At 50.4% G+C, this 16,152-nt stretch carries 15 protein-coding genes; 12 read left to right on the top strand and 3 right to left on the bottom strand.

Going from position 1 to position 16,152, the window contains the following annotated elements; translation table 11 throughout:
- Nucleotides 1-26 precede the first annotated feature (26 nt).
- From WBJ47_RS03490 to WBJ47_RS03480, 3 genes are all read left to right on the top strand, one after another.
- Nucleotides 27-1,004: a Bug family tripartite tricarboxylate transporter substrate binding protein gene (locus tag WBJ47_RS03490; protein ID WP_422245458.1), complete on the top strand. Its 978-nt coding sequence runs from the start codon at nt 27-29 to the stop codon at nt 1,002-1,004.
- A gap of 28 nt (nt 1,005-1,032) precedes the next feature.
- Nucleotides 1,033-1,947 (top strand): NAD(P)-dependent oxidoreductase, encoded by a 915-nt coding sequence (locus WBJ47_RS03485; protein ID WP_422245460.1) that lies wholly within the window; start codon nt 1,033-1,035, stop codon nt 1,945-1,947.
- A 106-nt stretch (nt 1,948-2,053) separates the two neighbouring features.
- Nucleotides 2,054-3,034 carry a Bug family tripartite tricarboxylate transporter substrate binding protein gene (locus tag WBJ47_RS03480; RefSeq protein ID WP_422245462.1) on the top strand — a complete coding sequence of 327 codons (981 nt, stop codon included), beginning with the start codon at nt 2,054-2,056 and terminating at the stop codon, nt 3,032-3,034.
- On the opposite strand, the gene WBJ47_RS03475 is transcribed toward WBJ47_RS03480, so the two are convergent.
- Entirely contained in the window at nt 3,031-4,386 is a 1,356-nt protein-coding gene (locus WBJ47_RS03475) for an MmgE/PrpD family protein (RefSeq protein WP_422245464.1), read from the bottom strand. The two genes, WBJ47_RS03480 and WBJ47_RS03475, sit on opposite strands and share 4 nt — an antisense overlap.
- 104 nt (nt 4,387-4,490) lie before the next feature.
- On the opposite strand from WBJ47_RS03475, the gene WBJ47_RS03470 reads away from it, so the two are divergent.
- The 7 genes from WBJ47_RS03470 (at nt 4,491) to WBJ47_RS03440 (ending at nt 11,362) form a co-directional block, all read left to right on the top strand.
- A complete protein-coding gene (locus tag WBJ47_RS03470; protein ID WP_422245466.1) occupies nt 4,491-5,837 on the top strand; it encodes an MmgE/PrpD family protein in 1,347 nt (448 codons plus the stop codon).
- A gap of 13 nt (nt 5,838-5,850) precedes the next feature.
- On the top strand, nt 5,851-6,789 hold the full coding sequence (locus WBJ47_RS03465) for an NAD(P)-dependent oxidoreductase (protein WP_422245468.1): 939 nt from the start codon (nt 5,851-5,853) through the stop codon (nt 6,787-6,789).
- Between the two features lie 73 nt (nt 6,790-6,862).
- Nucleotides 6,863-7,870, top strand: a complete 1,008-nt coding sequence (locus WBJ47_RS03460) for an ABC transporter substrate-binding protein (RefSeq protein WP_422245469.1) — start codon at nt 6,863-6,865, stop codon at nt 7,868-7,870.
- Entirely contained in the window at nt 7,870-8,670 is an 801-nt protein-coding gene (locus tag WBJ47_RS03455) for an ABC transporter ATP-binding protein (RefSeq protein ID WP_422245471.1), read from the top strand. Before WBJ47_RS03460 ends, WBJ47_RS03455 begins: the two co-directional genes overlap by 1 nt.
- Nucleotides 8,663-9,544, top strand: a complete 882-nt coding sequence (locus WBJ47_RS03450) for an ABC transporter permease (RefSeq protein WP_422245473.1) — start codon at nt 8,663-8,665, stop codon at nt 9,542-9,544. Before WBJ47_RS03455 ends, WBJ47_RS03450 begins: the two co-directional genes overlap by 8 nt.
- A 38-nt stretch (nt 9,545-9,582) precedes the next feature.
- Nucleotides 9,583-10,548, top strand: a complete 966-nt coding sequence (locus WBJ47_RS03445) for a Bug family tripartite tricarboxylate transporter substrate binding protein (protein WP_422245475.1) — start codon at nt 9,583-9,585, stop codon at nt 10,546-10,548.
- Nucleotides 10,549-10,582: 34 nt separating this feature from the next.
- Entirely contained in the window at nt 10,583-11,362 is a 780-nt protein-coding gene (locus WBJ47_RS03440) for an SDR family NAD(P)-dependent oxidoreductase (RefSeq protein WP_424585301.1), read from the top strand.
- A gap of 47 nt (nt 11,363-11,409) precedes the next feature.
- Here the strand turns inward: WBJ47_RS03440 and WBJ47_RS03435 are convergent, their stop codons facing one another.
- Entirely contained in the window at nt 11,410-12,381 is a 972-nt protein-coding gene (locus WBJ47_RS03435; RefSeq protein WP_422245479.1) for a Bug family tripartite tricarboxylate transporter substrate binding protein, read from the bottom strand.
- A 169-nt stretch (nt 12,382-12,550) separates the two neighbouring features.
- Here WBJ47_RS03435 and WBJ47_RS03430 point away from each other — a divergent pair, with 169 nt between their 5' ends.
- Nucleotides 12,551-14,176 (top strand): hypothetical protein, encoded by a 1,626-nt coding sequence (locus WBJ47_RS03430; protein WP_422245481.1) that lies wholly within the window; start codon nt 12,551-12,553, stop codon nt 14,174-14,176.
- Nucleotides 14,177-14,202: 26 nt separating this feature from the next.
- Here WBJ47_RS03430 and WBJ47_RS03425 read toward each other — a convergent pair whose 3' ends face one another.
- Nucleotides 14,203-15,096, bottom strand: coding sequence for a DUF6279 family lipoprotein (locus WBJ47_RS03425; RefSeq protein WP_422245483.1), 894 nt, complete (start codon nt 15,094-15,096; stop codon nt 14,203-14,205).
- A gap of 82 nt (nt 15,097-15,178) precedes the next feature.
- On the opposite strand from WBJ47_RS03425, the gene WBJ47_RS03420 reads away from it, so the two are divergent.
- Entirely contained in the window at nt 15,179-16,105 is a 927-nt protein-coding gene (locus tag WBJ47_RS03420) for a histone deacetylase (RefSeq protein WP_422245484.1), read from the top strand.
- The last annotated feature ends 47 nt before the right edge of the window (nt 16,106-16,152 follow it).

Here is a 16,152-nt window from a genome sequence, read left to right as displayed (position 1 = left end):
ATCAGAATACGTATCAGGAGATAAGAATGTATCGAAAGGTCTCGGCTTTGCTATGCGGCATGTTGCTTGGGTGTAGCGCAGTGTTCGCAAGCCCTGCAGACAATTATCCCGAGCGCCCCATCCGCATTGTGGTGCCTTTTGTAGCAGGCGGGGGCGGTGACTTTATCGCCAGGGCATGGTCTGACAAGTTTTCCGATACGCTCAAACAACCTGTGATTGTCGAGAATCGAGGCGGTGGCAATACCGTTGTGGGAACCGAGCTTGTCACCAAGGCCGCGCCTGATGGCTACACGTTGTTGTTAGTCAGTCCGACGATTTCCACAAATCCAACCTTGTTGCCAAATCTCCCCTACAAAACACCAGAGGCCTTTGCTCCAGTGGGTCAGGTGATTACCTACGCGATGGGTGTTGCGGTGAGCAGTGCTCTGCCCATGAACAACATTGCAGAGCTCGTGGCGTTTGCCAAGAAAAATCCTGGCAAGTTGACCACTGCGACCTCAGGTGAAGGTTCAGCGACCGATCTAGCCGCTGAACTATTTATGGCGGCAACAGACACAAAAATCACTAAGATTCCCTATAAAGGTGCGGGACAAGGCGTGCTGGATGTTGCGAGTGGACACGTAGATATGTTGTTTACTGGCATGTCTCAGCTCAAACCTCATCTTGATAGCAAGCGGATCAAGTTGATCGCAACCTCGGGCTTAGAGCGCTTAAAGTCAGCGCCTGATACGCCGACCATCGCAGAGCAAGGCTATCCTGGATTTCAAGCCGTGGTGTGGTGGGGCGTGTTAGCGCCTGCTGGCACTCCTAAGGAGATTGTCGCCAAGATCAATGAGGCGCTTCGAGTCAGTTTGTCTCAACCCGAGGTCGCGAAACGCCTGGCGGTGATTGATGGTGTGGTGGCTGTGTCGTCTCCCGCAGAGTTTGAAGCCTTTCTTCAAAAAGAGATTGCCACTTGGAGCAAGCTGTTGAAGCCATCGGATTCCAACAAAGCTAAAAAATAAACTGAATACGTATCATCAGGAGTCGGACATGAAGTTAGGTCTAATTGGCTTAGGAAACATGGGTGTGCATTTTGGGTCGCGTCTGTTGGCGGCGCAATATGATTTGACGGTTTTTGATATCAATCCCGCGATGGTCAAGCGTCTGGCTGATAAGGGAGCGAAAGTCGCTCACAGTCCCGTTGAGATGGCCAATACTTGCGAAGTGGTTTTGTTGTGTTTGCCCATGCCTGAAGCGGTCGCAGTTGTCGCAACAGGTGGTCCAGGTGCGCAGGGTGTGATGCATGGTTCCGCTGTGAAGGTGATTGTCGACTTGTCCACAACAGGACCCTCTGTCACGAGCGAAGTTGCTCCGCTTGTGCAAGCCAAGGGGATCGAATTTCTGGGCGCTCCAGTCAGTGGTGGAACGGTGGCTGCCGAAAAGGGAACCTTGACGATTATGGTTTCCGGCAAGGAGAGCTTGGTCCAGGCGCTTGATCCAGTTTTTAAAACACTAGGTAAAAATTTGTTTTACCTCGGCGAAGATCCAAGCCTGGGTCAAACAATGAAGATTATTAACAACACCTTGTGTGCGGTGGGCATGGTCGCGAGCTGCGAGGCGCTGGTGTACGGCGCAAAAGCTGGTCTGGATTCAAAATTGATGCTCGATGTGCTGAACGTCTCAAGTGGGCGTTCGTTTGCAACACTTGAAAAAATACCTCAATGCATTTTGAATCGCGAGTTTCCGACGCGATTTACGACAGAGTTGATTCACAAAGACATCAAGCTTTGTATCGAGGAGGCTGAAAAGTTGGGGGCGCCCATGATGGTGAGTCAGGCAGCTCGTGCTTTTCTAGCGTTTGCCATCACGCAAGGAGATGGCAAAAAGGATTACGCGCACACCATCAAGCATTTTGAAGGCTGGGCTGGCGTGGAATTTGGTCAGGCAAGTGAGTCACCTCAGTAAGGGTGCGCTTGACAGGTTCAAGGCACAAACCTAAGATCGCCGCGGGTGTGTGTTGGCAGAAGCTTGTCGATGAATGCACAGTAAAAAACTTGGAGAACTGTAGGACATGAAAAATATCAAACGCGTGGCTCAGCTTGCCTTGGTGGCTTCGCTGGCATGGGCAGCAGCCCCAGTGTCTGCTTTAGCGCAAAGCTTTCCTGACAAACCCATTCGTATTTTGATTCCATTCCCCCCTGGTGGCGGTACAGATTTTGTTTCCCGTATGGTCGGTACAAAGCTTGCTGAGCAGACAGGCTGGCAGGTCATTTTGGAAAACCGTCCCGGTGCGGGTGGAAACCTGGCCATTGAGGCGGCTTCCAAAGCGCCCGCTGACGGTTACACGTTGGTGATGGGGCAGACGGACAATATGATGCTCGGGCCATGGCTGTATCCATCATTGACCTATGACAGCGTCAAGAGCTTTGCGCCTGTCGTCCAGGTTTCGGTGACACCCGCCGCCATCGGTAGTGCAGCGAACTCTTCAATCAAAACACCGATGGATATGATTGCCAAGGGCAAGACCCCAGAGGGATTGCGCTGGGCCACGGCCGGTGCTGGTACGCTCGGCCATTTGGTGGGCGAAGATTTCAAAAAACGCGCTGATATCAATTTATTGCAGGTCCCTTATAAAGGTGCATCACCTGCTATGACGGATGTGATGGGTGGTCAGGTTGATGTTTACATTGGCTCACTGGCTTCTTTATTGCCTCACGTCAAAAGTGGCAAACTGACAGCCGTTGCCGTGACCACAGCAAAGCGTGCTTCACAAGCACCCGACACCATGACCATGCAAGAAGGTGGCGTCAAGGATATGGATGCCAGCATTTGGGTGGGATTGTTTGCGCCCGCCGGTACACCTCCTGCGGTGATTGAGCGTCTCAACAAGGAAGTGAATCGAGTGTTGAAGACGCCTGAGGTCGCCCAAAAGATTGAAGCAGGTGGCGTCAATGTTGTCGGTGGAAGCTCCAAGGAGTTTGGCGAGTTCGTGAAAAAGGATTACGCGAACTGGGGCCGTATCGTCAAGGAATCTGGCGTCAAGCTCAACTAAGCTGTTGTCAGCAATTGGGTCAGTGGCGTCACCGAGGGCAATGTTCTAAAGTGATGCACTGACTCGCAAATCTGTTGGATTCTTTTTGAGTCGAGTCCTGATAGTGGCATGAGGTGGTTGAATTTACTGTCCACTTCGTCCCACGTCACGCCGGTTGGGCCTGAGCCTCGGGCAGCTCGACAGGTATTTGAAATTTTCCGGCCGTCCTTGAGTGTAATGATCACCGTACCGCCATGGCGATGGGTGAAGCGATCAGGAAGTGGCGCTGGGTGTGGATCGAACACGACCTTGTCTTGAAGTGCGGCTATTTTAGGGTCCATCATGGACTCTTTATTGATGTGCTTCCATGTAAAGCCTCGATCAACGATGGCTGCCGCGACAAAATAAACAACGCTATGCGCAGCGGAAATCAGATCTGTTGGATGATGTGGTGCCATCCAGTCTTTCATTTGTGCCGCTGAAATCATGACTTCTTTGATGTCGTCTGGATGAATGTTGCCCTCAATTGCAGCATTCGCAGCAGCTTCGGCCACCGCATGAAAAGGGTGGGCGCCCGGCATGAGCTTGATCGCCATGTCGGTACAGATGTCCCATGAGTTTCCAAAGTCCTTGGTGATGTCTTCGATCGCCGTGCCGCCCAAGGCACTGAGAAACCCTCGAGGGGCTTCGAGAACAGCGGTCTCTGATCTGAAACCACGTTTTGCCGCCAAGGCAGCTTGAACGCCAGAGCTTGCCGCCATGCCAGCGTGATATTCACGGGCACAGCTTGTGTCCGCGGCAATGGCCATTCCGCCGATCGACGTGGCGGCAATGGCAATGGCGTGGGTCATTTGCTCTTCGTTGAGTTGAAGCAATTTGCCAACGGCGACTGTGCCACCAAAGACGGTTGAAAAACTTCCGTGAAAGCCGTTTTTCATGCGACCTGGTGTGAGGGACTCATCAATGCGACCTGCAATCTCGTACCCAATCACCATGGCTTCCAATACTTGCATGCCAGAAGCCCCCGTGTGCTCGGCCATTGCAATCGAGGCTGTCGAAATGATCGTACCGATGTGAGCAATGCTGCGCATGTCGCTGTCATCAGAGGCGGCGGCATCGCTTGCGAGCGCATTGACTTTGGCCGCTGCGGTGACGGGTAGTTTGCGATTTTTAAACCAAACGGTCGATTGCGCTGCGCCACCATCGTCTAAAGCGAGTTCTCTGATGATCCGTGCGGAGTCGATTTCAATACCAGCTGCAACGCTCGCAAGTGTGCTGGAAATGCACATCTCGGCTCGCTCTAGCGCAAGAGGGGGAAGATCCACTATATGAGTTTGCACTGCAAATCGTGCCAGTGTGCCGGCGATAGTCATTTGTGTCCTTCGTTTTATTTGTTAGGATGACAGGCTAGTCGTGAAAATCACGCACTGCAAGTTAAAGAATAATTAAATTACGAGACTCAATCAAGGAAGTGGTTATGAATACCTCGCAATTATTGTGCGCGAATGTCCATGGAAATCGTTGGGACAATATCACCCAAACGGTTCGTCACGAAGCCAAGCGTTCGTTACTCAACTATTTCGCAGTGGGTTGTGCCGGGGCACATGACCCTACGATTGAAAAACTCGTGAGTACCTACACGTCATTTTCCGCCAATCAGCGGGCGTCGATCATTGGGCGTCCAGAGCGCACAGACATGCTCAATGCCGCAGCGCTGAATGCGATGAGTGCAAATGTATTTGATTACGATGATACCCATTTGCGCACGGTCATCCATCCGACGGCACCGATTGCGGCGGCCTTGCTCGCGTATGCCGAAGTCAACCGTGTGTCCGGTCGCGACTTCCTGCAGGCATTGATTCTTGGCATGGAGGTTGAGTGCCGAATCGGTAATGCAATTTCCCCTTACCACTATGGTCGCGGATGGCACATCACATCAACCTGTGGCGCTTTGGGTGCGGCGATCGCTGTCGGTTGTTTGTTGCGCTTGACACCTATACAGTTGAACTGGGCGTTGGGTGGGGCCGCTAATCAAGCCTGCGGAATTGTGGAAACTTTGGGGACAATGGCCAAGAGCTTGAGCGTCGGCAACGCCGCGCGCAATGGGATGTTATCTGCACTATTAGCGGCTCAAAATTTTGATGGTCCATTAGCGCCACTCGATGGTGTGCGGGGGTTTTTAAATGTAATGGGTGAAAAGCCTGATCTTGCTGGGATCAATGCACAGTTTGGCGAGCATTGGGAAATGGCGCTCAACACCTATAAGCCATACCCCTGTGGCATTGTGCTCAATCCAGTGATTGAAGCGTGCTTGCAGCTGTCCGCGCGTAAAGAGCTTGTTCATAACCTTTTACAGCGTGTGCAAAGCGTCGAGGTGACTGGACAAAAACTCTTGCGTGATCGCACTGACCGTCCGGGTGTGCAAACCGGACGCGAGTCACAGGTGAGTGCGCAGCATGCGGTGGCAGTGTCACTCTTGAGTGGGCGTGCAGGACTCGCGGAGTTTAGCGATGCGGCGGTTCAAGATCCCGCAAACAGGAAGCTAGGCGAAAAGTTGAAATTTACTGTGGACGACAGCTTTTCTATTGATGCGGCAAAGGTGACGTTGCATTTTATTTCAGAGCCCTCTGTTACGGTCGTAGTCGAGCAGGCAAGGGGCTCGACAGGTCGCCCACTCACCGACGAGGATCTTGAAAAAAAATTCAAAATCTTAAGCGCTCAAGCCAATACAGGTTGTGATCAGAAGGCGCTGATTCAGGCGGTTTGGGGGATTGAAGCCCTTGATGATGTCGGCGCCTTGATGGCGCTGGCCCGTCAGTCTTGAGAGGGAGTTCGCGATGAAGGCACAACCAATGAATGCATCGTCCGTCGTTCATTTTATTGGCGTGGGGGCGATGGGAGGGCCCATGGCACAACGCCTACTTGAGGGAGGACATACAGTACGTGTCTTTGACACTAACGTACAGCGTATCGAAGCCTTTAGTGCGCAACATGGGGAGCAGACCGCCCTGACATCCGATCAACTTGGCGTAGGTGCCGACTATGTGGTGATGATTTTGCCAAACAGCATCGTCGTCGAGGAGGTGTTGTTCGGCAAAAATGGTTTAGCGAGTCGTTTAAATAAGAACGCAATGGTCATCGACATGACCTCTGGGCAGCCAGAGATGACTTTGTCGATGGGCGAGCGGTTGGCAGCTCTGAATATTTTGTTGATTGACGCCCCGGTGTCTGGTGCGGTGCCTCGGGCACAAAATGGCACGCTCACTATCATGACGGGAGGTGAGGGAGCTGTCATTGATCGGGCTGAACCGCTGCTGTCACTCATGGGGACTGTTACACGGACGGGTGCGCTTGGTTCTGGCCACGCAATGAAGGCGCTTAATAATTTAGTGTCGTGCGCGGGCTACCTCATCGGCATCGAAGCACTGATTATTGGTTCGAAATTTGGTTTGGATCCCGAGGTCATGGTCGATGTGCTGAATAGTTCAACGGGAATGAACAACAGTACGCAGAAAAAATTTAAGCAGTATGTCTTGTCCAGAAAATTTGATTCTGGTTTTCCCTTGCATATGATGGTCAAGGACATCGCGATTGCGATGGGTTTGGCAAGAAATCTCGGTGTATCTGCGCCCTTTGGTCATTTATGTCTTGACCTATGGAGTGGTGCCAAGGGAGTATTGGGACCCAATGTGGACCACACAGCAGTCGCCCGTCTGAGTGAACAATTAGCAGGTTGGCAAATACCTGAGTCTAAGTCTTCAGGCTCGGAGTCTTAATTTAAAAATTTGGTTCTCGCGCATTTCTAATAATTACTCTATAAAGTAAAAAAAAATACATCAGGAGACAGCAATGAAAAAAGTAATCTATGCACTCGCACTCTCAGCATTGACGGTATTGCCATTGGCAGTTAAAGCGGATGTGACGGAGCTCAAGGTGCCTCTCGGTGCGGGTGGGTTTGGATTTTTGCCCCTGCACATCATGAAAGAACACAACCTGATTGAAAAGCATTCGCAAAAGCTTGGCCATACCGTAAAGGTGAATTGGTCAAACATTGGCGGTCCTTCTGCCATGATTGACGCCTTGCTGTCTGGTTCCGCACATTTCATTGCAGCAGGCCCACCATCCTTTCTGATTTTGTGGGATCGCACCAAAGGAAATGCCAACGTAAAGGGTGTTGCAGCAATGAGCTCGATGCCGATGAATCTCAACACCAAGGCTGAGCACCTCAAGTCGATCGATGATCTGCGTCCAACCGATAAGATTGCAGTCACTTCAGTGAAGTCATCCATCCCTTCAATCATCATGCAAATGTATGCTGTTCAAAAGTATGGCAAGGATCAAGCTTTCCGTTTTGATCCGTTTACCGTAACGATGAATCACGGTGATGCTGCGGCCGCACTGTTGTCGGGTAGCGGCGGCATTACTGGTCACTACGCCTCGGCACCACTGGATCAACTTGAAAGAAAATCTCCTGGTGTGCGTTCAATCATGAACACGGATCAGGTGATGGGTGGATCGACCACGTTCACGATGATTTCGGCGCGCTCGGATTTCCAACAAAAAAATCCTAAAGTCTATGCAGCATTTGTAAGTGCCTTAAAAGAAGCGCAGGAAATGATTGCCAAAGATAAAGGCGCGGCAGCGGATGTCTTGATTGCCTCAATGGGTGGTTCGAGCAAGTGGTCTAGAGACGACATGATTGCACAGCTCAATGACCCAACAATTAAATACAGCACCAAACCCGAAAACGTCATGAAGTATGCAACTTTCATGAATCAGATTGGATCGCTTAAAAATAATCCAAAATCTATTGATGAGTTGTTTTTCGCGGGTTCTGATGTGGCTGGCGGAAACTAATGATGGATGTGTCTGTGTTGTCGCAGTCTTCCCAAGCGCCTTTGCTGTCCGTGCAGGGCGTGACGCTTCGCTATCGCACGAAAGAGCACCTCGTTACGGCAACCTATCGGGTGAGCTTTGATGTGCTCAAGTCTGACCGTTACGTGATTTTGGGACCCTCTGGTTGCGGAAAGTCGACCTTGTTAAAGGCAGTAGGCGGGTTTTTAAATCCTGTCGAAGGTCAAATCAAACTCAACAATGTCGAGATCCACAAGCCTGGGCCGGATCGCGTGATGGTGTTTCAAGAGTTTGATCAACTCTTGCCTTGGAAAACGGTCAAGCAAAATGTGGTGTTCGCTCTGACTGCAAGTGGCAAGCTCGGACGTAAAGAAGCCGAAGATCGTGCCATGCATTACATCGACAAGGTCAATTTGACGGGCTTTGCTGATAGTTTGCCTCATACGCTGTCAGGTGGCATGAAGCAACGCGTTGCGATTGCGCGCGGCATGGCAATGGAGCCAGAGATTTTGCTGATGGACGAACCCTTCGCGGCACTGGATGCATTGACGCGAGGAAAGATGCAAGAGGAGCTTTTGCAGCTTTGGGAGGATACGAAGTTCACCGTTTTGTTTGTGACACATTCGATTCCCGAGGCAGTTCGTATTGGGAGCAGGATTTTGTTGCTGAGTCCTCATCCTGGTCAGGTAAGAGCTGAGTTGAATTGTCATGGGATTGATACGTTGAGCCCGACAGGACAGCCCTTGGCGAAACACATTGAAGAATTGCTTTTTCACGATCATGAAAGGATTGCACATGCGTGAGCACAAGATAGAAGGCGCTCAAAGCGTTCGTCCTGAAAGAATCAGTGAAATTGAATTGACCGGATTTGGTGTGATTGAAAAGCCGCTCAGCACCTTTGAGCGTCTCATGGCGAATGGTTTGCTGAGAAAGACTCTCGTGCTGCTGTTTTTGGCAGGTGTTTGGGAGGTTTATGCAGTGTGGTTGAACAACCCACTCTTGTTCCCAACCTTTTCTGCGACGGTTCAGGCCTTTTTTGCTGGTTTGATTTCGGGCAAGATCATCTTGGCGACGTGGTCCTCGCTCACGGTGCTGTTACAAGGTTATGCCGTGGGCCTTGCGATTGCTGCGCTCTTTACAGCGTTTGCCAGTGCCACGCGAATTGGCTCAGATATTTTGGAGACCTTGACCTCGATGTTTAATCCCTTGCCTTCGATTGCCTTGTTGCCTTTGGCAATGATTTGGTTTGGACTGGGTGAGGGCAGCATCATCTTTGTGTTGATTCATGCTGTGCTCTGGGCGGTCGCGCTCAATACGCATGCTGGCTTTAAAGCTGTCAGTCCCACGTGGCGCATGGTGGGTAAAAATTATGGTCTTTCCAACATCGCCTATGTCACCAAGATCCTGATTCCTGGAGCCTTTCCAAGCATTCTGACAGGGATGAAAATTGGCTGGGCTTTTGCCTGGCGTACGTTGATTGCGGCCGAGTTGGTGTTCGGTGCGAGTTCTGGTTCGGGGGGTTTGGGTTGGTATATCTTTCAAAATAAAAATATGCTGGATATTCCAAATGTGTTTGCCGGGTTGTTGACCGTCATCATTTTTGGTTTGCTGGTTGAAAATTTAATTTTCAAAACCGTTGAGAAGAAAACGATCAGTCGCTGGGGAATGCAGTCCTGATCTGTGGTCAGGCTGTTTGATAAATTTTGGAGACAAACATGAAAAAAATAGTGGCTTTACTTGCGGTGTGCTTGGGAATATCAGCGCCTGTTTGGGCGGATTCAGCCTTTAATCCAACTAAACCCGTCAAGATTGTCGTGCCCTTTCCACCTGGTGGCGGAACAGATGCTGTCTCACGTATTCTGGCAGAAAAATTAGGTCAGATTTGGAAGCAACAAGTCATTGTTGAAAACCGAGCAGGCGCCCAAGGTAACGTCGGCACGGCTTATGGGGCTAAAGCCCCGCCTGATGGCTATACGATCGTTCTTGCGCATCAGGGCGCTTTCACCGTCAATCCACACATTTACAAAGATCCGGGCTTTGATCCGATCAAGGATTTCATTCCAATTACACGTGGGACACAGCAACCCTTCGTGTTGGTCGCCAATCCAGGTTTGAATGTCAAGAATCTCAAAGAATTTATTGCGCTTGCAAAAACACAGCCTGGCAAATTGTCATACGGTTCGAGCGCTTCGGGACCTCAATTGACAGGTGAAATGTTCAAAGCAGTGACAGGCCTCGATATGATGCATGTGGCTTACAAGGGTGCAGGTCCAGGCATCGTTGATGTGCTTGCAGGTCATATCAATTTGTTCGTTGCGAATCCTACTTCCGTCGCACCCCACGTCCGTGCTGGCAAGCTCGTGGGTCTGGTGATGTTTGGACCCGATGGGGTGTCGGTGTTGCCTGACACACCCACTGCGGCTCAAGCGGGCTTTCCTGAACTGGGGAAAATGCCTGAGTGGTACGGTTATGCCGTCCCGGCAGGTACGCCCGCCAAGGTTGTTGAGCAACTCAACAAGGACCTAACCATGGCATTAAAAGACCCTGCTGTGAAAGCACGGCTGGATGGTTTGGGACTGAACGCATCTCCTAGTACCTCTAAGGAGTTTGCAGATCAAATCCAGCGAGATCTGACGGCATCTAAAGACCTCGTTAAAAAATCGGGTATGACTGCACAGTAAGTATTGGCGAGATTGATTGACTAAGGAATCTGAAATGCTCAAAGGGAAAACGGCGCTTGTCACAGGCTCAAGCGGCGGTATCGGTTTAGCGATTGCGCAGGAGCTTGCGACCGCAGGATGCAATGTGGTGTTGCATGGTCTTGAGGATCCTCGCATCGTGGCCGATTCACTCGCGGCTCTTCGAGCAAACGGTGTGACGGCCGTCTATCACCAAAAGGATTTACAAAGTCCCAAGGAGATTGAACAGCTTTCAGTACAGACTCTTGAGCAATTCGGTTGTGTAGATATCTTGGTCAACAATGCGGTGACTCGACATTTTTCACCGATTGAGTCGTTTCCCGCTGAGCGCTGGGATCAGGCTCTCGCTGTCAATCTCAGTGCACCGTTTCATTTCGTTAAAGCTTTTTTACCAGGTATGCGTCAAGCAGGATGGGGTCGCGTGATCAACATGACTTCAGTCTATGGATCACGAGGCACACCTAATCGTATTGACTATGTGACCACAAAAAGTGCCTTGATTGGAATGACCCGTGCGATTGCCGCAGAGGTTGTCGGTCAGAACATTACTTGCAATGCCTTGTGTCCAGGGTCGGTGCTGACACCAAATATCGAGAGTCGAATCCGTGCATTGATGCAAGAAAAAAATCTGAACTGGGACGTTGCGACCGCAGAGTTTTTACACGGTAAACAACCCGGCGGAAAGTTGATTCCAGCTAAACATCTTGCGGAGTTGGCACTGTTTTTGTGCACGCCTGCAGGCGGGCAAATGAATGGAGCAGTGCTGCCGATGGAAAATGGCTGGTTAGCGCTTTAGTCCTGTAGTTTTTTGCCATTTATCCACCAGTCAGCACAAGTCGGGTTTTATTTAATCGTTTTCAGTCCCTGAGCAAACAAGGCTTTTTGTTCTTGTAAAAAGCTTGCGTACTCTTTTGGTCCCAGTACTTTTATTTCAGCGCCCAAGACATCAAGGTTGGCGGTGATTTGAGGACCGTATTTAGCGACTACTTTTTGAGCGGCGCCATAAATCGCGTCAATCACTTCTTTTGGTGTACCTTTTGGAGCCAGAATGCCATATAGGCCGGCGCTACTGGTTTTATAGCCGAGCTCTTTAAGCGTAGGAACGTTTGGAAAAGCTTTCAGGCGCGTATCCCCAAACACGGCGAGCGGACGAAGTGTGCCGGCAGCGATATGCGCTTGGGCTGGGCCGACGGCTGTCGACGCGAGTTCTACATGTCCACCGAGTAAGGCCGTAATGGCCGGACCGCTACCTTGGTAGGGAATGTGATTCCATTTGACGCCCGCTTCACTTGCAAAGATTTCCGCCAGCAAATGGGTAATCCCCATGGCACCCGAGGTTCCATAGGTGACTTTGTCAGGGTTCTTTTTAGAGTAAGCCACCAAGTCTTTTAAAGAAGTAATGGGTGATTTACTGGAGCCAACAATCATGAACCCGCCCTCGGAAAGCGCGGCGATCGGTTCAAAGGAGTCGGTGGAATATTTGACATCTTTGTTAGCAAGCGGCACGACAACGATTGATCCAGGTGAGGTTCCCACAAGGGTGTAACCGTCAGGCGCACTGCCGGCGACAAAACCAGCTCCAACGGCTCCGCCGGCTCCGGGTTTGTAATTCAGGATAAAGGGATTGGGTAAAAACTCGCCCATCCTGTCCATGAAGGGGCGCAGCATTTTGTCTGTATCACCCGGAGCGAAGGGAATCACAACTTGCACAGGTTTGTTGGGATAGGCTTGTGCGTTAGCTTGTGTAGATACCGAAAATCCCGCGACACAGGTTATCGCAGCTGCAAAAATCGATAGGTGTTTCTTGATTGTCATTGTTAAAGTCTCCGAATGTTTTATTTGATACGTGTTTAAGCATCGGCTTGTCTGCTCTGTGGCAGATCATGGCACGTGACCATGATACGACTTTCCAGTGAAGCTGTACCAACCTAAACGCTGTTATCAGGTATTCTGCGGAAAATATTGATCAGATTAAGGATTGAAAATGACCCTGACCCTTTGGCGCTGGATTGATCGCAATATCCTGGAGCTTGGAAGGGAAGTGCGCCTGTCTTATTTGCCTCCACTCATGGTCTATATGGCTGCGGGCATCTCAAGTCTTACAGGTATTGTCGGAACGTTTTTTGTTAAGGATTACCTGAACCTCTCTGTTGCCTTTTTAGCAGCCCTGAGTTTTTGGGTCGTGATTCCTTGGTCGCTCAAAATGGTGCTTGGTCACCTGATTGATTTGTTATGGCGCTTCAAGCGGGGCTTATTGTTTCTCGGCGCGAGTTTGATTGCGGCCAGTTTGTTGATTATGGTCGGACTGATCGGCAGTCGGGAGACGATGGCCGCTCTGATGCCGGTTGAGAGTTGGTATGTGCTGAGTGCTTTGCTAGCACCGATCGGCTATGTACTGCAGGATGCGGTCGCGGATGCGATGACTGTAGAAGCGGTGCCCCGAGTGGATGATCAAGGCCAGCCGATTGATCCTGAGCGACGCAAGTTGATGCACACCACGATGCAGACACTTGGTCGTGTTGCGATTATTGGTGGCTCAGTGTTTGTGGCGGTGATCAACTTGTACGTATTTGCGGGTGTTCAGCAACTCGACGAGGCGCAAAAAGTAGAAAAATATCTGCAGGTCTATTTAATCTCTATGGCGATTCCGTTGATCTCTGTGCTGGGCGTGATCTTGGCGTCGGTATTGCAAGCGCGTGCACATAAAAAACTATTAGCGCGTGGCATGACAGCTGAACAAGCGCATTCGCTTCTTTCAGGAGACATTGAAGTCACCAAGCCAAACTGGGTGATTTTGGGTGGGAGCTTGGTCTTTGTCGTCTTTACGATGACGATGGGCTTGACGCAAGTGCCCTATGGACAGGAAATTATCTTTCTGGGTTCTATGTCGATCGTTACATTTTTAATTGTTCGGTTGACGCGCGACCTTGAGCCTCAGGCAAGGTCGACCTTGGTCGGCACTGCGATCGTCATCTTTGTATTTCGCGCGATACCAAGCCCCGGGCCGGGCGTGACATGGTGGATGATCGATGACTTAAAGTTCGACCAACATTTTTTTTCGATGCTGTCTTTGATCGCAAGTACCTTGTCGTTACTCGGTATGTTTATTTTTCGCCGCTTTATGGCCGAACGCTCGATCGCCTATGTGGTCGGAACGCTGACCTTGTTTGGCACAGTCCTGTCTTTACCAACGCTGGGAATGTTTTATGGCTTGCATCATTGGACCAGCGCGATGACAGGTGGGGTAGTCGATGCGCGATTTATCGCGTTGGTGGATGCTGCGCTTGAGTCACCACTTGGTCAGGTCGCGATGATCCCGATGCTAGCTTGGATTGCGCGCTCGGCACCTGAAAATCTCAAGGCAACCTATTTTGCTGTGATGGCATCTTTTACCAATCTCGCGTTGTCCTTGAGTCAACTCGGCACTAAATACCTCAATCAAATTTTTACGGTGACGCGTGAAGTCCGCAATCCAACGACTGGTGTTGTTGAAGTCGCAGCCAATTACTCTAGCTTAGGCTCGATGTTGACGATTTCAATTTTGATCGGGCTCAGTCTGCCGTTTCTAGCAATTGCTTTTGTGAAGCTGACACGTTTCAGGACGGCTTGATTGATCGTAACGTTTTTTCAAAAAGATTAATTCTTAGCAATTTTTTTAGGCGTGAGCGCTGCGAAATCCTGTGCGTAGCCACGCAGTTTTTTTTGTAGATATTTCTTTTGTTCTGAACTGGCGGCGTTGAGCACCTCAGCGGTTGCCTGTGCCCACTCCAGACGAAGCTTGTCACGTTGAGTGTTCAGTATCGGTTCTCTGTAGCGATTGAGGCTCTGGAGGTAATCTTCGAAGGCTTGCCGGGCTTGTGCGGGTGGCGCGTTGCGTTGAGTTTGAATCAGTTGAATCAACGCTTGTTGTCGGAGTTTTCTCTCGGAATACCAAGCTTCAATGATAGGTGCGCGGTTGTCTGAGACGGTAATCAAAATTTTTCGTTGCTGCGGACTCAGTGTTCCAAGCCAATCTTCAAATCGTTTGGTCAAGCGTGCGTGTCGTTTTTTAATATTGGAAGGGCTGTCTGAATTTTTAAGGTAGTCAGAGTAATACTCTTCATTGCCATCGGTAAATTTTGACTGGAGTTGTTTGACCTGTTGCGGTCCAAGCGTCACAAGAAGAGGGGCGAGTTGTGACGCCGCGCGTGTGCCGATCGTTTGTAATTGCTGCTCGATGGTTTCTTGCATCGCTAAAATTTCTGGCCCCGTGAAAGGCTCAGAGTTGGATAGACGGGATGCCCACGCATTGAGCGTCGCGGTGTAGCGCGGTAATGTTTCGTCGTGCCAAGCCGTAAATGTCACCAACTCCTGATCAAGCAACGCTTGCTGCGTTTCGTCAAGATTGAGGTATGCGTTGGCCCGGTAGGCGATCAAACCAGGCGCATAGTTGTAGGCCAACTGCAGGGAGCTGCAGGCGGTCAGTAATAGGCTTGTGGCGACTATCACACCCGATTTCAGGAGTCGCATCAGGGAATTTGGGGCACGCATCAGAGTTGCCAGCTAGTATTGAAGCTTCATTTTGCCACTGAATGGCGTTTTTTGATTGATCATATGGAGCGGAGTAGGTGATATGGACGCGTTTTATGCGGATCACTTTGTATTGCCACTGCCAGAGGGGCATCGATTTCCGATGTCTAAGTATCGCTTGCTGCGCGATGGGCTTTTGGGTACACCAGGTTTAGTGCTTCGTGAAGCTCCTGCGGCGACCGATACTCAACTGCTTCTGGCCCATGATCCTGTATACGTTCAAAAAGTAGTGAATGGCACACTTGACTCCAAAGAACAACGTGAAATTGGTTTCCCATGGACGCCTGGCATGGTTGAGCGTTCGCGACGTTCAGTTGGCGCGACGATCGCTGCCTGTGAGTCTGCTATGAAGGAAGGCATGGCCGTTAATCTTGCAGGCGGCACCCACCATGCCTATCGAGATAAAGGTAGCGGGTTCTGTGTGTTTAATGATGCAGCGGTGGCGGCTCGTGTCATGCAACGACAGTCTGCAGCAAGTCTGTCTGTCGCCATCATTGATTTGGATGTTCATCAAGGTAATGGAACTGCCGCAATCTTTAAAAACGATTCAAGCGTATTCACGCTTTCCTTGCATGGTGATAAAAACTTTCCTTTTAGAAAAGAGCCAAGCGATTTGGATGTGCCGCTCGCAGATGGTGTGACCGATAATGTCTACCTGCAAGCATTGAATCAGGCGCTTGAGCATTTGGAACAAATATTTCGTCCACAATTGATCATCTATCTGGCCGGTGCGGACCCGCATGAGGGAGACCGGTTGGGCCGACTCAAGCTTACGAATGTGGGTATGCTGGAACGTGACAGGGCGGTGTTTGACTATGCCAAGCGCTTGAGTATCCCTGTTGCGATCTCAATGGCAGGTGGGTATGGCACCAAGATCGAGACGACTGTCGCAGTGCATCGGCAAACAGTGCTCGAAGCGCTCCAATACCAGCGGTTAAAGAAGCCTTTGTCTGTTGAGGCTAAACCTTGATCTCAATCAACTAAATAATGGCTTGAACGAGGGTAGAATCGAAAAAA

The sequence above is a fragment of the Zwartia sp. genome, assembly GCF_049655405.1.
Lineage (GTDB): Bacteria > Pseudomonadota > Gammaproteobacteria > Burkholderiales > Burkholderiaceae_B > Zwartia.
This window is presented reverse-complemented; position numbering and strand designations above follow the sequence as displayed.